This window comes from Roseateles oligotrophus (assembly GCF_014204525.1).
GTDB classification, from domain to species: Bacteria; Pseudomonadota; Gammaproteobacteria; order Burkholderiales; family Burkholderiaceae_C; genus Paucibacter_A; species Paucibacter_A oligotrophus_A.
Map to the genome: position 1 here is coordinate 958492 of NZ_JACHLP010000001.1, position 16406 is coordinate 974897.

General features: G+C 66.5%; 22 protein-coding genes. 3 read left to right on the forward strand and 19 right to left on the reverse strand.

Features of this window, described 5'->3' with window-relative positions; all coding sequences use genetic code 11:
* Nucleotides 1-1032: a 4-hydroxythreonine-4-phosphate dehydrogenase PdxA gene (pdxA, locus tag HNP55_RS04280; RefSeq protein WP_184296453.1), complete on the reverse strand. Its 1032-nt coding sequence runs from the start codon at nucleotides 1030-1032 to the stop codon at nucleotides 1-3.
* A gap of 101 nt (nucleotides 1033-1133) precedes the next feature.
* On the opposite strand from pdxA, the gene HNP55_RS04285 reads away from it, so the two are divergent.
* Complete coding sequence (locus HNP55_RS04285) at nucleotides 1134-2057, forward strand: M14 family metallocarboxypeptidase (RefSeq protein WP_184296455.1); 924 nt, start codon at nucleotides 1134-1136, stop codon at nucleotides 2055-2057.
* Between the two features lie 3 nt (nucleotides 2058-2060).
* Here HNP55_RS04285 and HNP55_RS04290 read toward each other — a convergent pair whose 3' ends face one another.
* A complete protein-coding gene (locus HNP55_RS04290; RefSeq protein WP_221439437.1) occupies nucleotides 2061-2810 on the reverse strand; it encodes a Nif3-like dinuclear metal center hexameric protein in 750 nt (249 codons plus the stop codon).
* A gap of 37 nt (nucleotides 2811-2847) precedes the next feature.
* Here HNP55_RS04290 and HNP55_RS04295 point away from each other — a divergent pair, with 37 nt between their 5' ends.
* Entirely contained in the window at nucleotides 2848-4020 is a 1173-nt protein-coding gene (locus HNP55_RS04295) for a trypsin-like peptidase domain-containing protein (protein ID WP_184296457.1), read from the forward strand.
* Nucleotides 4021-4032: 12 nt separating this feature from the next.
* Here HNP55_RS04295 and tatC read toward each other — a convergent pair whose 3' ends face one another.
* From tatC to argB, 13 genes are all read right to left on the reverse strand, one after another.
* Nucleotides 4033-4830, reverse strand: coding sequence for a twin-arginine translocase subunit TatC (gene tatC / locus HNP55_RS04300; RefSeq protein ID WP_184296459.1), 798 nt, complete (start codon nucleotides 4828-4830; stop codon nucleotides 4033-4035).
* A 29-nt stretch (nucleotides 4831-4859) separates the two neighbouring features.
* Nucleotides 4860-5354, reverse strand: a complete 495-nt coding sequence (gene tatB, locus HNP55_RS04305; RefSeq protein ID WP_184296461.1) for a Sec-independent protein translocase protein TatB — start codon at nucleotides 5352-5354, stop codon at nucleotides 4860-4862.
* Between the two features lie 33 nt (nucleotides 5355-5387).
* The gene (tatA, locus tag HNP55_RS04310) at nucleotides 5388-5618 is read right to left on the reverse strand and encodes a Sec-independent protein translocase subunit TatA (protein ID WP_184296463.1); all 231 of its coding nucleotides are present in this window, start codon (nucleotides 5616-5618) and stop codon (nucleotides 5388-5390) included.
* A gap of 329 nt (nucleotides 5619-5947) precedes the next feature.
* A complete protein-coding gene (locus tag HNP55_RS04315; protein WP_184296465.1) occupies nucleotides 5948-6298 on the reverse strand; it encodes a histidine triad nucleotide-binding protein in 351 nt (116 codons plus the stop codon).
* Nucleotides 6299-6333: 35 nt separating this feature from the next.
* On the reverse strand, nucleotides 6334-6723 hold the full coding sequence (locus tag HNP55_RS04320) for a DUF4870 family protein (RefSeq protein ID WP_184296467.1): 390 nt from the start codon (nucleotides 6721-6723) through the stop codon (nucleotides 6334-6336).
* Nucleotides 6716-7081, reverse strand: a complete 366-nt coding sequence (locus tag HNP55_RS04325; protein WP_184296469.1) for a phosphoribosyl-ATP diphosphatase — start codon at nucleotides 7079-7081, stop codon at nucleotides 6716-6718. Before HNP55_RS04325 ends, HNP55_RS04320 begins: the two co-directional genes overlap by 8 nt.
* Nucleotides 7078-7476, reverse strand: a complete 399-nt coding sequence (gene hisI, locus HNP55_RS04330) for a phosphoribosyl-AMP cyclohydrolase (RefSeq protein ID WP_184296471.1) — start codon at nucleotides 7474-7476, stop codon at nucleotides 7078-7080. Before hisI ends, HNP55_RS04325 begins: the two co-directional genes overlap by 4 nt.
* A gap of 28 nt (nucleotides 7477-7504) precedes the next feature.
* The gene (locus HNP55_RS04335) at nucleotides 7505-7984 is read right to left on the reverse strand and encodes an NUDIX domain-containing protein (protein WP_281385217.1); all 480 of its coding nucleotides are present in this window, start codon (nucleotides 7982-7984) and stop codon (nucleotides 7505-7507) included.
* Nucleotides 7985-7993: 9 nt separating this feature from the next.
* The gene (locus tag HNP55_RS04340) at nucleotides 7994-8929 is read right to left on the reverse strand and encodes an ATP-binding protein (RefSeq protein ID WP_184296472.1); all 936 of its coding nucleotides are present in this window, start codon (nucleotides 8927-8929) and stop codon (nucleotides 7994-7996) included.
* A 15-nt stretch (nucleotides 8930-8944) separates the two neighbouring features.
* Nucleotides 8945-9649, reverse strand: a complete 705-nt coding sequence (gene slmA / locus HNP55_RS04345) for a nucleoid occlusion factor SlmA (protein WP_184296473.1) — start codon at nucleotides 9647-9649, stop codon at nucleotides 8945-8947.
* 82 nt (nucleotides 9650-9731) lie between these two features.
* Nucleotides 9732-10421 (reverse strand): response regulator, encoded by a 690-nt coding sequence (locus HNP55_RS04350; RefSeq protein WP_184296474.1) that lies wholly within the window; start codon nucleotides 10419-10421, stop codon nucleotides 9732-9734.
* Nucleotides 10422-10644: 223 nt separating this feature from the next.
* Nucleotides 10645-11328: a pyrimidine 5'-nucleotidase gene (locus tag HNP55_RS04355; RefSeq protein ID WP_184296475.1), complete on the reverse strand. Its 684-nt coding sequence runs from the start codon at nucleotides 11326-11328 to the stop codon at nucleotides 10645-10647.
* A 76-nt stretch (nucleotides 11329-11404) separates the two neighbouring features.
* A complete protein-coding gene (gene argB, locus HNP55_RS04360; protein ID WP_184296477.1) occupies nucleotides 11405-12325 on the reverse strand; it encodes an acetylglutamate kinase in 921 nt (306 codons plus the stop codon).
* 109 nt (nucleotides 12326-12434) lie between these two features.
* Here argB and dtd point away from each other — a divergent pair, with 109 nt between their 5' ends.
* Nucleotides 12435-12875 (forward strand): D-aminoacyl-tRNA deacylase, encoded by a 441-nt coding sequence (gene dtd, locus HNP55_RS04365; protein ID WP_184296479.1) that lies wholly within the window; start codon nucleotides 12435-12437, stop codon nucleotides 12873-12875.
* Here the strand turns inward: dtd and HNP55_RS04370 are convergent.
* From HNP55_RS04370 to HNP55_RS04385, 4 genes are all read right to left on the reverse strand, one after another.
* Nucleotides 12872-13876, reverse strand: a complete 1005-nt coding sequence (locus HNP55_RS04370) for a tripartite tricarboxylate transporter substrate-binding protein (RefSeq protein WP_184296481.1) — start codon at nucleotides 13874-13876, stop codon at nucleotides 12872-12874. The two genes, dtd and HNP55_RS04370, sit on opposite strands and share 4 nt — an antisense overlap.
* A gap of 93 nt (nucleotides 13877-13969) precedes the next feature.
* Nucleotides 13970-15250 (reverse strand): phenylacetate--CoA ligase family protein, encoded by a 1281-nt coding sequence (locus tag HNP55_RS04375; RefSeq protein ID WP_184296483.1) that lies wholly within the window; start codon nucleotides 15248-15250, stop codon nucleotides 13970-13972.
* Nucleotides 15247-15549, reverse strand: a complete 303-nt coding sequence (locus HNP55_RS04380; RefSeq protein WP_184296485.1) for a hypothetical protein — start codon at nucleotides 15547-15549, stop codon at nucleotides 15247-15249. Before HNP55_RS04380 ends, HNP55_RS04375 begins: the two co-directional genes overlap by 4 nt.
* Entirely contained in the window at nucleotides 15546-16352 is an 807-nt protein-coding gene (locus HNP55_RS04385) for an ABC transporter ATP-binding protein (RefSeq protein ID WP_184296487.1), read from the reverse strand. The genes HNP55_RS04380 and HNP55_RS04385 overlap by 4 nt, the downstream gene beginning before the upstream one ends.
* Nucleotides 16353-16406 lie beyond the last annotated feature (54 nt).

The following is a 16406-nucleotide window of genomic DNA, read 5'->3' on the forward strand; positions in this document are numbered from 1 at the left end:
TCAGCGCAGGGGCTCGCCCACCAAGCGCCGCGCCATGCGGATTGCCGCCACCAGGCTGGCGGCGTCGGCCAGGCCCTGACCGGCGATGTCAAACGCCGTGCCGTGGTCGGGGCTGGTGCGTGCAAAGGGCAGGCCTAGCGTCACGTTGACGCCCTGCTCCACGCCCAGGTATTTGACCGGGATCAGGCCATGGTCATGCGTCATGGCCACGACCAGATCGAATTCACCGGGATGCTCGGCCGTGTTGCGAGCGCGCATGAACACCGTGTCCGGCGCATAGGGGCCGCTGGCGTCCAGGCCCAGGCGGCGGGCATGGGCGATGGCAGGGGCGATGTGCTCGATCTCCTCGCGCCCGAACAAGCCGCCCTCGCCCGCATGCGGATTCAGGCCGGCCACCGCGATGCGCGGCTGCTTGAAGCCAAAGCGCAGCAAGGCCGCGTGGCTGATGCTGATCGTTTCCAAAACCGCCGCCTCGCTGATGCCCTCGATGGCCTCCCGCAGGGCGCAATGAATGGTCACCAGCACCGTGCGCAACTCCTCGTTGGCCAGCATCATGCGCACCGGCGGCGCGACACCGTCCACCGCGGCCAGGGCCTGCAGCATCTCGGTGTGGCCGGGGTAGGCCACGCCGGCCGCATGCAAGGCCTCCTTGTGGATGGGCGCGGTGACGATGGTGCCGCCCTGCCCGGCTTGCACGGCCCGCACCGCCGCCTCGATGCACAGCGCTGCCGCCGCGCCCGCGCGGGCCTCGACGCGGCCTTGCGGCAGCTCGATCAAGCCCGGCGCCAGGCCCGGCGGCTGCCAGACCGGCAAGCTGCCCGGGGGCACCGGCTCATCCGGCGTCTCCAGCCGCAGGACCGGCAGGCTGGCGCCGATTTGACGCAGGGCACGGCGCATAACCGCCACATCGCCCACCACGCGGCAATCCGCCGCATGCCCCTGGGCAAAGGCGCGGGTGATGATCTCGGGGCCGATGCCGCAGACATCACCCTGGGTGATCAGCAGGGGCAAGGGTTTTGTTGTCGTGTTCATGCGGGAGGGGCTCAGGATGGCGGGCTCAGCGTTGATTTTCACTCAGGCGCATGCGCTATTCTTTTGCGCCCCCGGCACTTCGCCGGCTGACCGATCCCACCATGACTCAACACGCCCCCACCTATCCCATCGGCACGCCCGGCCAGCCCTGGGGCCAGCCCGAGATCGCGGCCTGGCGCGCCGGCATCGTCCGGCAGCGTCGCTACGAGGACTTGCTCGCCGCCATCAGGCCACTGGGCGCGGACTTCGACCTCATCGAATACGGCGCGCTGGACTACGAGGACCAGCATTTCCCGCTGCTGGCCCTGCACAGCCGCGGCTGGCGCGATGAGTTGCCGGTACTGGTGGTCACCGGCGGTGTGCATGGTTACGAGACCAGCGGCGTGCTGGGCGCCCTGCAATTCCTGCGCGAGCATGGGCTGGAAACGGCCGGCCGCGCCAATCTGCTGGTCGCGCCCTGCGTAAGCCCCTGGGCTTACGAGCGCATCCAGCGCTGGAACCACGATGCCCTGGACCCCAACCGCAACTTCCGCCCCGGCAGCCCGGTCGGCGAGTCGGCCGCACTGTTCGCCCTGCTGGCGCCGCTGCGCGGCCGGGTGCTCATGCACATCGACCTGCACGAGACCACGGACAGCGATGAAGCCGAGTTCCGCCCCGCCCTGGCCGCGCGCGACGGTGAAGCCTTTGAGCCCGACACCGTGCCCGATGGCTTCTACCTCGTCGATGACGCGGAGCGTCCGCAGCCGGCCTTCCAGCGCGCCGTCATCGAGGCGGTGGCCGCCGTCACCCATATCGCGCCGGCCGACGCCAAGGGCCTGATCATCGGCAGCCCCTTGCAGTCGCCCGGCGTCATCAGCTTCGCGGTGGCGACGAAAGGCCTGTGCGCCGCGATCACGGCCGCGCGCTTCAGCACCACCACCGAGGTCTACCCCGACAGCCCGCGCACGACGCCCCAGCAATGCGTAGACGCCCAGGTCACGGCGGTGCGCGCGGCCATCGCCTACGCGCTGGCGCATCAAAACTAAGCGCTAAGCCGGATTGGCGATGTCGATGAATTGCTGCCTCAGTCCGAACTGGCTTGCCAGCTGCTGGCCCAGGGCCTGCACGCCGTAGCGCTCGGTGGCGTGGTGGCCGGCGGCGATGAAGGCCACGCCGGTCTCGGCGGCGTAATGGGCTTGCGGCTCGGAGATTTCGCCGGTGACGAAAACATCGGCGCCGGCCGCAATCGCCGCCTCAAAGTAACCCTGGGCCCCACCGGTACACCAGGCCACGCGGCGCAGCGGCCGGCCATCGCCCGCCGCCTGCACCGTGCTGCGGCCCAGGGCTTTTTCGAGATGGGTGGCCAACTCGCCCAGCGTGCAGGCCTCGGGCAGCCGGCCCAGCCAGCCCAGCTCCTGCTCGCCAAAGCGGGCCTCGGCCGTCCAGCCCAGCAGCCGCCCGAGTTGGGCGTTATTACCCAGCTCGGCATGGGCGTCCAGCGGCAGGTGGTAGGCGTAGAGATTGATGTCATGCGCCAAGAGCTTGGCCAGGCGCTGCTTCATCCAGCCGGTGACGCGGCCGTCCTGGCCGCGCCAGAACAGGCCGTGGTGTACCAGCAGGGCATCGGCCTTGGCGGCGATGGCCGCGTCGATCAGGGCGGCACTGGCGGTCACGCCGCAGACCAGATGGCCAATCTCCTCCCTGCCCTCGACCTGCAAACCATTCGGCCCATAATCCTTGAAGCGAGCCGTCTCCAGCAAGGCATGGAGATGGCGGTCGAGATCGTTTCTATGCACCATGGCGTGTTTGTTGTTTGATAGAGAGAGGGTTTGAGGCGTGCGCAGACTTTGGTTGATTTTCGCTCAGGCCACCACGGTGGGCCTGGCCCTGCTGTTCGTGCTGAGCACGCTCAAGCCCGATTGGCTGCGCCGTGCGAACCCGGCCCAGCCGATTGTGCTGGGCGCCAGCGCCCCGCTGGCGGCGGGCCGAGCGGAGGCTAAGGCGGTGGACACCCATCGCGGCGGCTACAGCCTCGCCGCCAAGCGGGCCGCACCGGCGGTGGTCAGCGTCATGGCCAGCAAGGCCCCGGCCCGCAATGCCGGCAGCGACGAGCGCTGGCACCGCTTCCACTTCGGCCCGCGCGGCCAGAACCCGCCGCAGGAGCGCCGCCCCCAGACCGGCCTGGGCTCGGGCGTGATCGTCTCCGAACAGGGCTATCTGCTCACCAACAGCCATGTGGTGGAGGGGGCCTCGGATATCGAGGTCATGCTGACCGACGGCCGCCAGGCCCGCGCCAGCCTGGTCGGTACCGACCCCGAGACCGATATCGCCGTACTCAAGATCGATCTGCCCGGCCTGCCCGTCATCCAGCTGGGCCAGGTGGAAGGTCTGCAGGTGGGCGATGTGGTCTTGGCCATAGGCAACCCCTTCAATGTGGGTCAGACCGTCACCTCGGGCATCGTCAGCGCCCTGGAGCGGGATCAGTTGGGCATCAACACCTTCGAGAACTTCATCCAGACCGATGCCGCCATCAACCCCGGCAACTCCGGCGGCGCCCTGGTGGACGAGGCCGGCCGCCTGGTCGGCATCAACACCGCCATCTACTCGCGCAGCGGCGGCAGCTTGGGGATTGGCTTCGCCATCCCCATCAACACCGCCACCCAGGTGATGGAAAGCCTGCTGCGCGATGGCCAGGTGCAGCGCGGCTGGATAGGCGTGCAATTGCGCGAGCTGACCCCTGAGTTCGCCGAGGCCTTCAAGCTGCCCATTCACGAAGGGGTGCTGATCAGCGGCGTGCTGGCCGAGGGCCCCGCCGCCAAGGCCGGCGTCAAACCCGGCGATGTGATCGTGCAGGTGGGCAAGGCCGTGGTCCACAGCCCGGCCCAATTGCTGACGGCCATCTCCGCCGTGCCACCCAAGAGCGCCACCACCTTGAGCCTGCTGCGCGGCCAGCAAAAGCTGGAGATTGCACTGACCGTGGCCCAGCGGCCCAAACCCAGGCCGCAGTGAGCTGTGCGGGGCTCAGGCCTTGGTCTGCGCCTCGCCGGCCTCGTCATCCGGCGTCTTGGAGTAGCGGATGAAATAGCCCGCGGCAAACACCCCCAGCTCGTACAAGATGCACATGGGAATGGCCAGGGCCAGCTGCGAGACCACATCGGGCGGCGTGATGACGGCCGCGATCACAAAGGCCAGGACGATGAAGTAGCCGCGCCACTCGCGCAATTTAGCCACCGTCACCAAGCCCATGCGGGCCGCCACCACCACCACCACCGGCACCTCGAAAGCGGCGCCGAAGGCGATGAACATGGACATCACAAAGCTCAGATAGGCCTCGATATCGGGCGCCGCCATGATGCTCTTGGGTGCAAAACCCTGGATGAACTTGAACACCTGGCCAAAGACGAAGAAGTAGCAGAACGCCACGCCAACGAAGAAGAGCACGGTGCTGGAGACCACCAGCGGCATCACCAGACGCTTCTCGTGCGAATACAGGCCCGGCGCCACAAAGGCCCAGACCTGGTAGAGCACCACCGGCAAGGCCAGGAAGAAGGCCGCCATCAGCGTGATCTTCAGGGGCACCAGAAAGGGCGAGATCACATTGGTGGCGATCATGGTCGAGCCCTTGGGCAGATGCGCCACCAGGGGCGCGGCCAGCAGGTCGTAGAGCGCGGAGGGGCCGGGGAAGACGGCCAGAATGCCGAACACCACCGCCACCGCGATGCTGGCGCGCACCAGGCGGTCGCGCAGCTCGATCAGATGGGAGACAAAAGGCTGTTCGGTGCCGGCGAGCTCATCCTCGGGCTTGTGGGAATCGGTCATGGGGAATCAGGGGTTCGGTGCGAGGAAGCCTAAACCTTGGCAGAGGGCGGACGGAAACGCGCCACCCGGGCGGCGCCCGACTGCACATAACGACGCACGCCTTGACGCTGCTTGTACCACTGCGGGGTGGCGCTGCGCTTGACCCGCCAGTTCTTCTTGGGCGCCTGGTAGCCGGAGCGCGCCGAGCTCAGCGGCCCGCCCTCGTAGGCATAGCTGCTGTCCGGATCCAGGCCGGTGCTCGCATCGCCCCAAGTCTGCTCGAAGACCTGGCTGGCGGAGTTGATCTCCTGCTGCACCGAGGCACCGATATCGCGTGCCGCCTCTTCGATGCCGCCCTTCATCTTCTTGAGCTCTTCCAGCTCGATGGAGCGGTTGACCTCGGCCTTGACGTCGGCCACATAGCGCTGCGCCTTGCCCAGCAAATGGCCCACGGTGCGGGCCACGCGCGGCAGGCGCTCGGGGCCCAGCACGACCAGGGCCACGGCGCCGATCAGGGCGATCTTGTCAAAGCCGAAATCAAGCATGCTGGAGGCGCCGGGTGAGTCGCATCGCGAAGATCAAGATTTGGTCTTGGCTTCGACGTCGACGGTATTGCTGTCGCTGGCCTTGTTGGCCGTGACCTGCTGCGCCGGAGCCTCGGGCGCGGCGCTGCCGTCCTTCATGCCGTCCTTGAAACCCTTGACGGCCGAACCCAGGTCATTGCCGACGTTCTTCAACTTCTTGGTTCCAAACACCAGCACCACGATCACAAGAACGATGAGCCAGTGCCAAATGCTGAATGAACCCATGATTTTTCTCCTACGGTAGATGGTCAGATTCTAGTGGGCCCGCATGACAGTTTTTGCGAAAGAGTCAGGCGGAGCAGACCCGGGCGGCCGCCCGCAGCCGACGCTTGGAGCGCGCCCCTCAAAGGCTGAGAACTTTTGTAGCGAGCGGTCGTCAGGCTAGGCTGAGGTCGGACACAGGAAGTCCTGAGGACTTCCTGTGCCTAGCAAAGGCCAAGGCCTCTGGCCTTGGCGGACGGAGCACAGGAACCGGAACGTACTCCCTGTACGTGAGGATTCCGAGCACCGCCCAACGACGCCTGACGGCCGCGCAGTAAAAAGTTCTCAGCCTCTCAGCCCTTGAGCCAGGGCCGCGGGCCACCCATCACATGCATATGCAGGTGGTAGATCTCCTGCCCGCCGTCCGGCCCGGTGTTGATGACGGTTCTAAAGCCATTCGTCACACCCAGCTCGCGCATCAGGCGCGGCGCCAGCACAGCCATGCGGCCCAGCAGCTCGGCATGTTGCTCGCCCACCTCCGCCATCGTCGCGATATGCAGCTTGGGGATGATCAGCACATGGACCGGCGCCCAGGGGTGGATGTCGTGGAAGGCCAGCAGATGCTCGTCTTCAAAAGCCTTGCGGCTGGGGATCTGGCCCGCGACGATTTTGCAGAACAGGCAGTTGGGATCGGTGGCAGACATAGTTGTTCCGTCAGGCAAATGCGCTCGGCCAGGGCTCAGACAATGGCCCGGCCGGCGTTCATGGTGGTCCAGCCCCGCACGATGCGGTAGAGGAACCAGATCGAGATCAGCGCCCAGGCAATCCAGCCCGGCACCAGCAGCAAGAGCCAGAGCGGAGACGTGAGCAGATACAGGCCGCCCGCCCACATCACGCTGCGCAAGCGCCAGCTGAAGTGCGAGGCCTGCCAGCTGCCGGCCGCCTCATCGCGCTTGACCAGATCCAGAATCACCGCCAGCAGCAGCAAGAAGACGCTGGCCTGCACGCCCGGCAGCACCGCCCCCACCGCCACAATCGTGTGCAGCAGATAACTGACCAAACCCACGCTGCGCAGGGATTGCTCGCGCTGCGGGTCCAGCAGCACCGTATCGGCGATTTCATCAGTCATTGGGTTCCTCCTCCATGCTCTTGCCGCGGGCGGCAAACTCCTGCAGGCCCGACAAGCCCTCGCGGCGCGCCAGCTCGGCCAGGACCTGTTCGGGCTTGAGGCCGAAATGCGCGAGCGCGATCAGCGAGTGGAACCAGAGATCGGCCACCTCGTAGACGATCTTTTGCGCGTCGCCATCCTTGGCCGCCATCACCGTCTCGCAGGCTTCCTCGCCGACCTTTTTGAGAATCGCATCCAGGCCTTTATCAAACAGCTTGGCCACATAGCTGGTGGCGGGGTCGCCGCCATGGCTGGGCTTGCGCGACTCGATCACGGCGGCCACGCGGGCCAGGATGTCCTGATTGCTGATGGCGCTCATTTGTAAATCTTCTCGGGGTCCTTGAGTACCGGCTCGACCGCCACCCAGCTGCCCGCTTCAAAACGTTGGTAAAAGCAGCTGTGCCGCCCGGTGTGGCAGGCAATTGAAGGTGACTCGGGCTCATGCCCCTGCTGCGTGATGCGCAGCAGGATCACATCGTTATCGCAGTCCAGGCGCATCTCGTGCACCTTCTGGATATGGCCGGATTCCTCGCCCTTGTGCCAGAGCTTGTTGCGCGAGCGGCTCCAGTACACCGCCTCGCCCTTGTCCATGGTCAGTTGCAAGGCCTCGCGATTCATCCAGGCAAACATCAGCACATCGCCCGTGCCATGCTCCTGCGCGATCACCGGCACCAGGCCGGCGGCGTCCCATTTGATGTGATCCAAGCAGTTCATCGCCCTGAGTGTAGTGGGGGGGCGGAGCTCAGGCCTCAGCCCCCGTCAGATAGGTGGCGCCGACAAAGCCGCGTTCGGCGGCAAACCAGTCCAGCACGGGAATGGTGCCGGGCAGGACCGGCTGCACCTGCACCGGCAGCTCCTGCCAGGCCATGGCCTGCTGCTCGCGCATCTCGAACTCGCCGCTCCACTCGTAGACCTTGCAGAAGTGCAGGCGCACACGGGCATGCTCGTAGTCCATGGTCAGCTCCTGCCAGGCATGGGCCGAGCCTATCGTGATGCCCAGCTCCTCGTGCAGCTCGCGCGCCAGCGCCTGCTCCACGCTCTCACCCGCCTCCAGCTTGCCGCCGGGGAATTCCCAGTAGCCGGCATAGACCTTGCCGACCGGGCGTGAGGTCAGCAGAAAACGCCCTTCGCGGCCCTGGGCATCGCGCTCCACCAGCACGCCCACGGCCACATCCACGGCCTTGCGGACAGCCGCCACGGATTCTTCTTGTTCTTGCTTCAAATCAAACTCTCAGACATGGTCCAGACCTTCGGGAGGCGGGGTGCTGGCCGCGGCATGGCTAGGTTCCTGCGAGGCCTCCAGCCCGCCGCGCCCGGCCAGATCGCGGGCAAACTGATAAGCCACCCGGCCCGAGCGCGAGCCGCGCTCCAGCGCCCACACCAGGGCCGGCTGGCGGGCGGCCGTGATCTGCGCCTCGCTCACGCCCAGGGCGCGCAACCACTGGGCGGCAATGGCCAGGTATTCGTCCTGGCTGAAGGGGTAGAAGCTCAGCCAGAGGCCGAAGCGCTCGGACAGCGAGATCTTCTCCTCCACCGCCTCGCCGGGATGGACCTCGCCGTCCTCGGTGTGCTTGTAGCCCAGGTTGTCGCGCATCTGCTCGGGCAGCAGGTGGCGGCGATTGCTGGTGGCGTAGATCAGCAGATTGTCGCTGGCGGCGGCGACCGAACCGTCCAGCACCGACTTCAAGGCCTTGTAGCCGGCCTCGCCCTCGTCGAAGCTGAGGTCGTCGCAAAAGATCACAAAACGCTCGGGCCTCTCCGCCACCAGCTCGATCAGATCGGGCAGCTCGACCAGATCGGCCTTGTCCACCTCGATCAGGCGCAGGCCTTGCGGCGCGAACTCGTTCAAGCAGGCCTTGATCAGCGAACTCTTGCCCGTGCCGCGCGCGCCGGTCAGCAAGACATTGTTGGCGGGCCGGCCGGCCACGAACTGGGCGGTGTTCTGCAGCAGGCGCTGCTTTTGCGGCTCGACTTCCTGCAAATCCTGCAGGCGGATCTGCGCCACATGGCGCACCGGCTCCAGCACGCAGCGCCCCGCCCGTTTGCGGTAGCGGAAGGCCAGCGAGGCCGACCAATCGGGCGCCGCCGCAGCCGGCGGCAGCAAGGCCTCCATCCGCGCCAGCAGGCCCTCGGCCCGCGCCAGCAATGCGTGCAGGGAATCCGTCATGGCAAGCCCGCGAAATCAGGCCACCAGCAGCTTGAGCGAGAACTCCAGCTGCTCGGTCGGCAGGCGCTTGAAGCCCGAGCGGGCATAGCGCTGCAGGCGGCCAATCATGAAGCTCAAGAGCACCGAGGCCTGGGCATTGGCCTCCACCGTGGGCGTGGCCGAACCGCGCGCCTCGGCGGCATTGCGCAAGACCTGGCGCAGCGTGGATTCGATGCGGTCGAAGAACTGGTTCATGCGCGCCACCAGGCGCTCGTTCTCGTAGACCAGGGCATCGCCCACCATCACGCGGGTCATGCCGGGATTGCGCTCGCCGAACTGCATCAGCACGGCGACGATCTTCTGCGCCTGGGCCTGGCCCGAACCTTCGCGCTCGACGATCTGGTTCAGCAGGGTGAAGATGCTACCCTCGATGAACTCGATCAGGCCTTCAAACATCTGCGCCTTGCTGGCGAAATGGCGGTACAGCGCCGCCTCGCTGACGGACAGCTTGGCCGCCAGCGCGGCGGTGGTGACGCGGTCGGCGCCGGGCTGCTCCAGCATGCCGGCCAGGGTCTGCAGGATCTGCACGCGGCGCTCGCCGGGCTTGGGTCGCTTGCGGGCCGGTGCGGCCTCGGCCGGAGCCTCATCCGAAGCCGGCAAGGGGGTTTGCGCCACAGGCAGGGCCACCTCCTCGCTGACGGCGGATTCGGACGGAGACAGAGCGGGCAAGGAGGCGGGCATCGGGGGACAGGATTCAAGGGGGAGATTGGCCGGGATTCTGTCACAGCCGGCAAGCCCCTCAAGCTGGCCGCCGCCGCCAGCCTCAGTCGCGCAACCAGCCCAGCCGCCTGGCTTCGTAGATGGCCTCCACCTTGGAGCGCACATGCAGTTTGCGATAGACCCGCTTCACATAGGTGGTCACCGTGTGCGAAGACACGCTCATGAATTGCGCGATCTCGTCAAAGGTGAAACCCTTGGCCGCCAGATGCAGCACCCGCGACTCCTGCTCCGACAGGGCAATCGCATCCTCCTCCAGCAGCGCGCCCATCGAGGGGTCTTGCGGCACGGGCATGGGCGCCCCCGCAGGGGCCGGCGCCAGGCGCAGCAGCAGGCGGCGCGCGATGATGGGGCTGATGGGGCTGCCGCCGGCCCGCAGGCTGCGCAGCTGGCCCGGCAGGTCCAGGGCCAGGCTGTCCTTCAGCAGATAGCCGGTGGCACCGGCCTCGATGCTGGACAGCACATGCTGCTCGTCCCCGAACACCGAGATCACCATCACCTCGCAATCGGGTTTGACATGGGAGGCGTGGCGTATCAGTTCGATCCCGCTGCCGCCCGGCAGGTCCAGATCGACCAGCAAGACATCGGGGCGGTATTGGTCGAACAAACGCATGCCCTGGATCAGATCGGGCGCGACGCCCAGCAACTGGATGTCGCGAACATTGGTCAGGGAGTGCACGAAGGCATCGCGAAACCGGGCCTGGTCTTCAACAATCAGCACGGAAAAAGTAGGCATGGATTTCACGGTAATGACAAAGCTCTTCAAACGGTCGGCCGGTGCCGCGAGCCGCTCAGCACGCGTCACCGGGATGTCACACCATAACGCGCCACCTCTTCAAAACTCACCCTACGATCATGGGATCAATACGCAGCGAAATGCCAACTATCACCGGTATCTTCAGCTTTCATCGAGGCAGACCGGTTGGCCCCGAGGTTTAGACCGAGCTCCTTAATTGCGCTCAACGCAAGAGTTGGCGCAGGCTGCTAAGGCGCCGGTCCACATAGGCCGGGCGGCCGCGCAGGCCGCGCCCGCCAAGCGGGCCTTGGGTCTTGCTGGCGGCACGCAGCCAACGCTGCATCCAGACCGTCCGCATGCCCACGCGGCGGGCGGATTTTTGATGTTCCAAGGTGTCTTCGACCAGGATGCAGTCGGCCGGCCGCAGGCGCAGCCGGGCCAGCAGATGGCGGAATAGGCGGGCGTCTGGCTTGGGCCGCAACTCGCCAAACATGGCCATCTGTTCCATCGCGATCACGGCCTCAAAACAGTCTGCCACGCCCAAGGCCCGCAGCACCCGCAAGGCGTAGGCCAGGGGTGCGTTGGTCAGGAGGAATTTGCGCCCGGGCAGCTCGCGCAGAGCGGCCAGATCGTGGGCATGGCTGTGCACATGCGACTCCAGGCTCGGCAAGGCATGGGTCTCGTGCAGGAAATGGGCGGCGCTGACGCCGTGGTGCTTGACCAGGCCCAGCAAGGTGGCGCCGTAGCGCCGCCAGTAAAGGCCGCGCAAACGGCTGGCCTCGGCGGCATCCACCTGCAGATGGCGGGCGATGTAGTCCGTCATCGCCGCCGACAGCTCGCCAAACACCTGGGCCGAGGCATTGTGCAAGGTGTTGTCGAGATCGAAGAACCAGACGGGCGCCCGCACGATGCCTGCCGAATCAGTGGGGGCGAATCATTGCAAGTCCTCGCTTCGCTCAGACGCGGAACAAGCCTTCGCTCCCTCAATGGGAGCGAATCATTGTTCCGTAAGCTTGATCGCTGAGGATCTCCAGCAGCATCGCATGCGGCACGCGGCCGTCGATGATGTGGACGGCGTTGACGCCGCTGCGGGCGGCGTCCAGGGCCGAGGCGATCTTGGGCAGCATGCCGCCGGACAGGGTGCCGTCGGCGAACAAGGCGTCGATCTCGCGGGCACTGAGGTCGGTCAGCAGATTGCCGGCCTTGTCCAGCACGCCGGGCGTGTTGGTCAAGAGCACCAGCTTCTCGGCCTTCAGCACCTCGGCCAGCTTGCCGGCCACCACATCGGCGTTGATGTTGTAGCTCTCATTGCTCTCACCGAAACCGATGGGGCTGATGACGGGGATGAACTGATCGTCCTGCAGCGCCTTGACCACGCTGGGGTCGATGCTGACGATATCGCCCACCTGGCCGATATCGTGTTCCTTGGCCGGATCGTCCTTGTCCAGCATCTTGAGCTTTTTGGCGCGGATCATGCCGCCGTCGCGGCCCGTCAGGCCCACGGCCTTGCCGCCGGCCACATTGATCAGGCCCACGATGTCTTGCTGCACCTGGCCGGCCAGCACCCACTCGACCACCTCCATGGTCTCCTCGTCGGTGACGCGCATGCCCTGGATGAAATGGCCCTTCTTGCCCAGGCGGCTCAGCGCACCCTCGATCTGCGGGCCGCCGCCATGCACGACCACCGGGTTCAGGCCCACCAGCTTCAGCAGCACCACGTCCTCGGCAAAGTCCTGCTGCAGGGCCGGGTCCGTCATGGCATTGCCGCCGTATTTGATGACGATGGTCTTGCCGTGGAATTTGCGGATGTAGGGCAGGGCCTGGGAGAGGATCTCCGCCTTCTCGCGCGGGGCGATGTGGGAGACATCCGTGGTGGCAGCGGGAGCGGCGGACTCGTGTTTCATGACGGCGATGAAAGTAGCAGGAATGAGGCCGCGATTGTAGGGCGCACCCCGGCAAAACCCGGCGTCAGGGCAGAGACAATGCGGGCCATTTCTTCAATCAGGAGACCCTGTGATCGCCCTGCTGCAAAGAGTCAAACACGCCCAGGTCGAAGTGGCCGGCCGGGTGGTGGGCGCCATCGGCCCAGGCCTGGCTGTGCTGGTCTGTGCCGAGCCCGGCGATACCGAGGCGCAGGCCGACAAGCTGATCAACAAGGTGCTGGGCCTGCGCATCTTCGGCGACGCGGCGGGCAAGATGAATCTGAGCCTGCAGGATGTGCGGGGCGGGCTCTTGATCGTCTCGCAATTCACGCTGGCGGCCGACACCAGCAGCGGCAAACGCCCCAGCTTTACGGGTGCTGCGGGGCCAGAGCTGGGCCGCCGCCTCTACGAGCACTGCCTGGCCCAGGCGCGGCGCCTGCACCCCGAGGTGGCGGGCGGCGAATTCGGCGCCGATATGCAGCTGAGCCTGCTCAACGACGGGCCGGTGACCATCCCGCTACGCGTGAACTAATCGGCATAACTGCCCGCCGCACGTATCACCGCGCCCCATTTGGCGATCTCGGCCTTGACGAACTTCTTGTGCTCGGCGCCCTGGCTGCGGCCGTCTTCGATCAAGGTGGCGCCCTGGGCGGCCTGCGCGGCGCGAAAAGCCGGGTCGGCCCTGAGCTGCTGCAGGGCGGCGGCGAGCTTGTCCAGCGCCGGCTTGGGCGTGCCATGCGGGGCGTACAAGCCATGCCAGACCGAGACCGAAAAACCCTTCAGCCCCAGCTCATCCAGCGTGGGCACGGCGGCCAGATTGGGCAGCGTCGTCAGGCGCTGGGTGCTGGTCACGGCATAGGCCTTGATGCGGCCACGCGCGATCTGGGCGGCGGTGTCGCTGGTCTGGTCGCACAAAAGATCGACCTGATCGGCCAGCAGATCGGCCATGGCCGGCGAAGCACCGCGGTAGCGCACCGTGCGCAGGTCCAGATGGGTGACGCTGCGGAACAGCATGCCGCACAGATGCGAGGCCGAACCCTGGCCGGCATTGGCCAGATTGATCTTGCCGCGGTTGCTCACCATCCACTGGCTCAGCTCCGCATAGTTCTTGGCCGGCAGGCCGGGCCGGCCCACCAGCACCATGGGCAGCTCGTTGATCAGGCCCAGATAGTCAAAGTCTTCCAGCGGCTTGTAGCTCAGGCCCGGCACCAGGGAGGGCGCCGTGGCCATGCCGATGTGATGCAGCAGCAAGGTGTAGCCGTCGGCTGTGGCGCGCGCCACCTTGGCCGCGCCCACCGTGCCGCCACCGCCGCCAATGTTTTCGCGCTGCACCGCCACGCCCAGGGTTTTGCGCAGGGCCTCGGCCAGGTCGCGGGCCAGCAAATCGGTGGGGCCGCCGGCCGGAAAGGGTACGACCAGGGTGATGGGATGTTCGGGGAACTCCGCCCGCGCGCTCTGCGCCGCCAGCAGCCCCAAAGTTACGCTCAAAATAATTGTTAGCCGGCGCCTGCCGAATCGTTTTTTATTTGCCATCTCTCCCACCCGGCGCGAACGACCGCGCAGCTGGCATGCTAGGCCGGGGAGCGGCGGCGCCGCTAACGGGTATTACGTAGATCAGCGCAGGGCTCACTGATAGCTGCGCGCGTCCTCGATCACCTTGCCGTCATTGGGCAGGCTGCCGGCCGGCAGCAGCAGCACCTCGCAGCGCAGCTTGGTGATCTCGCGCATGGCCTGGGCCAGGCCCTCGGCCAGGCCTTCGGGCGCCGCGCCCGCCAGCTCCACCTTCAGGCACATGCGGTCCTGCGCCATCTCGCCCTCCACCACCAGGCGCGCCCGGCCCAGGCCGGGAAAGCGCCGCAAGGCCTCGGCCACCTGGCCGGCATGGACAAACATGCCGCGCACCTTGGCCGACTGATCGGCCCGGCCCAGCCAGCCGCGGATGCGGCGATTGCTGCGCCCCGTGGGGCAGCTGCCGGGCATGAAGGCCGAGAGATCGCCGGTGCCGAAGCGGATCAGCGGGTAGCCGGGCGTCAGCGTGGTCACGACCAGCTCGCCCACCTCGCCATCGGGCAGAGGCTCGCCCGTGCCTGGGCGGACGATCTCGACGATCACGCCTTCGGCCAGCACCAGGCCCTCGCGGGCCGCGGTCTCGTAGGCGATCAGGCCCAGATCGGCCGTGGCATAACACTGAAAACCCTGCACCCCGCGCGCCGCAAACCAGTCGCGCAGCGAGGGCGTGAAGGCCTCGCCGCTGAACAAGGCCTTGCGCAGGCTGCCGACATCCGCGGCGCTCTCGGCCGCCTTGTCCAGCAGAATCTTCAAAAAGCTGGGCGTGCCCACAAAACCCTGCGGGCGCAGCTCGACCATGGCCTGCAGCTGCAGCTCGGTATTGCCCACGCCGCCGGGGAAGACGGTGAGCCCCAAGGCATGGGCGCCGCCTTCCATCATGGCGCCGGCCGGGGTCAGGTGGTAGCTGAAGCCGTTGTGCAGCAAGTCGCCGGCCCGCATGCCGGCGGCATGCAGGGCGCGGGCCACGCGCCAGTAGTCGGGGCCCTCACCATCGGCCTCGGGCTCGTAAATCGTGCCGGGCGACTGGAAGACCCGGCGCGCACCGCTGGCCCGCAGCAGGCCGGTCCAGCCGATGGCTGCAAAACCACCAAAGGGATCCTCGGCCCGCTGTGCCTGCTGGCGGGCTAACAGCTCGCTCTTGCGTATCACCGGCAGCCGGGCCAGGGCGGCACGGCTATCGATGCTGCTGGCCGCCACGCCGGCCAGGATCTCGGCATAGGCCCTGGTGTTGGCCTGGGCATGGGCGATCTGGGCCGGCAAGGCGGCCAGCAAGGCCTGCTCGCGCAGCTGCGGGTCGCGGGTTTCCAGCGCGTCAAAAAATGTGTCGGGGCTGGTCATTGGCTCTCATCCGTCCAGCGCGCCAGGCGGCGCTTGATCTCGTCTTGCAGGCTGCGCACATCGGCGCTGTTCTTGCAGAGCTTCAAATCCCATTCCGGCCTTTGCGCCGGGCGCTTGGCCAGGCGCGCCTGCAAGCACCCGTCGGCAAGGCTGAACTCCAGCACGACCTGGCCCTGCAGCAAAAAGCTGTCGCCGCGGTTCTGCAGCGCGCGCAGATCTCGCAGATGGCGCTTGAGCGTCAGCAAGGCCTGCTCGGGCTTGAAGGCCGGCGGGGCGAAAAAGTCTTCTTCCCCGCTCATGCCAGCCAGCGCTTTCTGCGCTTGTAGCTCTTCACGTCCTTGAAGCTCTTGCGGTCGCCACCGCCGGTGCCGAGGTAAAACTCCTTCACGTCCTCGTTCTCGCGCAAGGCCTTGGCCTCGCCGTCCATCACCACCCGGCCGCTTTCCAGGATGTAGCCGTAGTCGGCATAACGCAAAGCCATGCTGGTGTTCTGCTCGGCCAGCAAAAAGGTCACGCCTTCCTTGCTGTTCAGGTCTTTGACGATCTCGAACACCTCCTCGACGATTTGCGGCGCCAGGCCCATGGAGGGCTCGTCCAGCAAGACCATCTTGGGATTGGCCATCAGGGCGCGGCCGATGGCGCACATCTGCTGCTCGCCGCCCGAGGTGTAGGCGGCTTGCGAAGTGCGTCGGGTCTTCAGCCGGGGGAAGTAGTTGTAGACCTTGTCCAGGGTCTGCTGCACGGCCTTGCTGCCGTCCTTGCGGGTGTAGGCGCCGGTCAGCAGGTTTTCCTCGATGCTGAGGTGGGCGAAGCAATGCCGGCCCTCCATCACCTGAACCACGCCGCGCTCCACCATCTCGGCCGTGCTGAGCTTGTGGATGGGCTCGCCGCGCAGCTCGATGGAACCCTTGGTGACCTCGCCGCGCTCCCCCGCCAGCAGATTGGAGACGGCCCGCAAGGTGGTGGTCTTGCCCGCGCCATTGCCGCCCAGCAAGGCGACGATGCCGCCCTCCTTCACCTGCAGGGACACGCCCTTGAGCACCAGGATCACATGGTTGTAGATGACCTCGATGCCGTTCACATTCAGCAGCACATTGCTCATTCTTGCCTCTTCAAATCAGCCCTAGGTCGGGTTGGCGTTAGCTAAACCCGACCT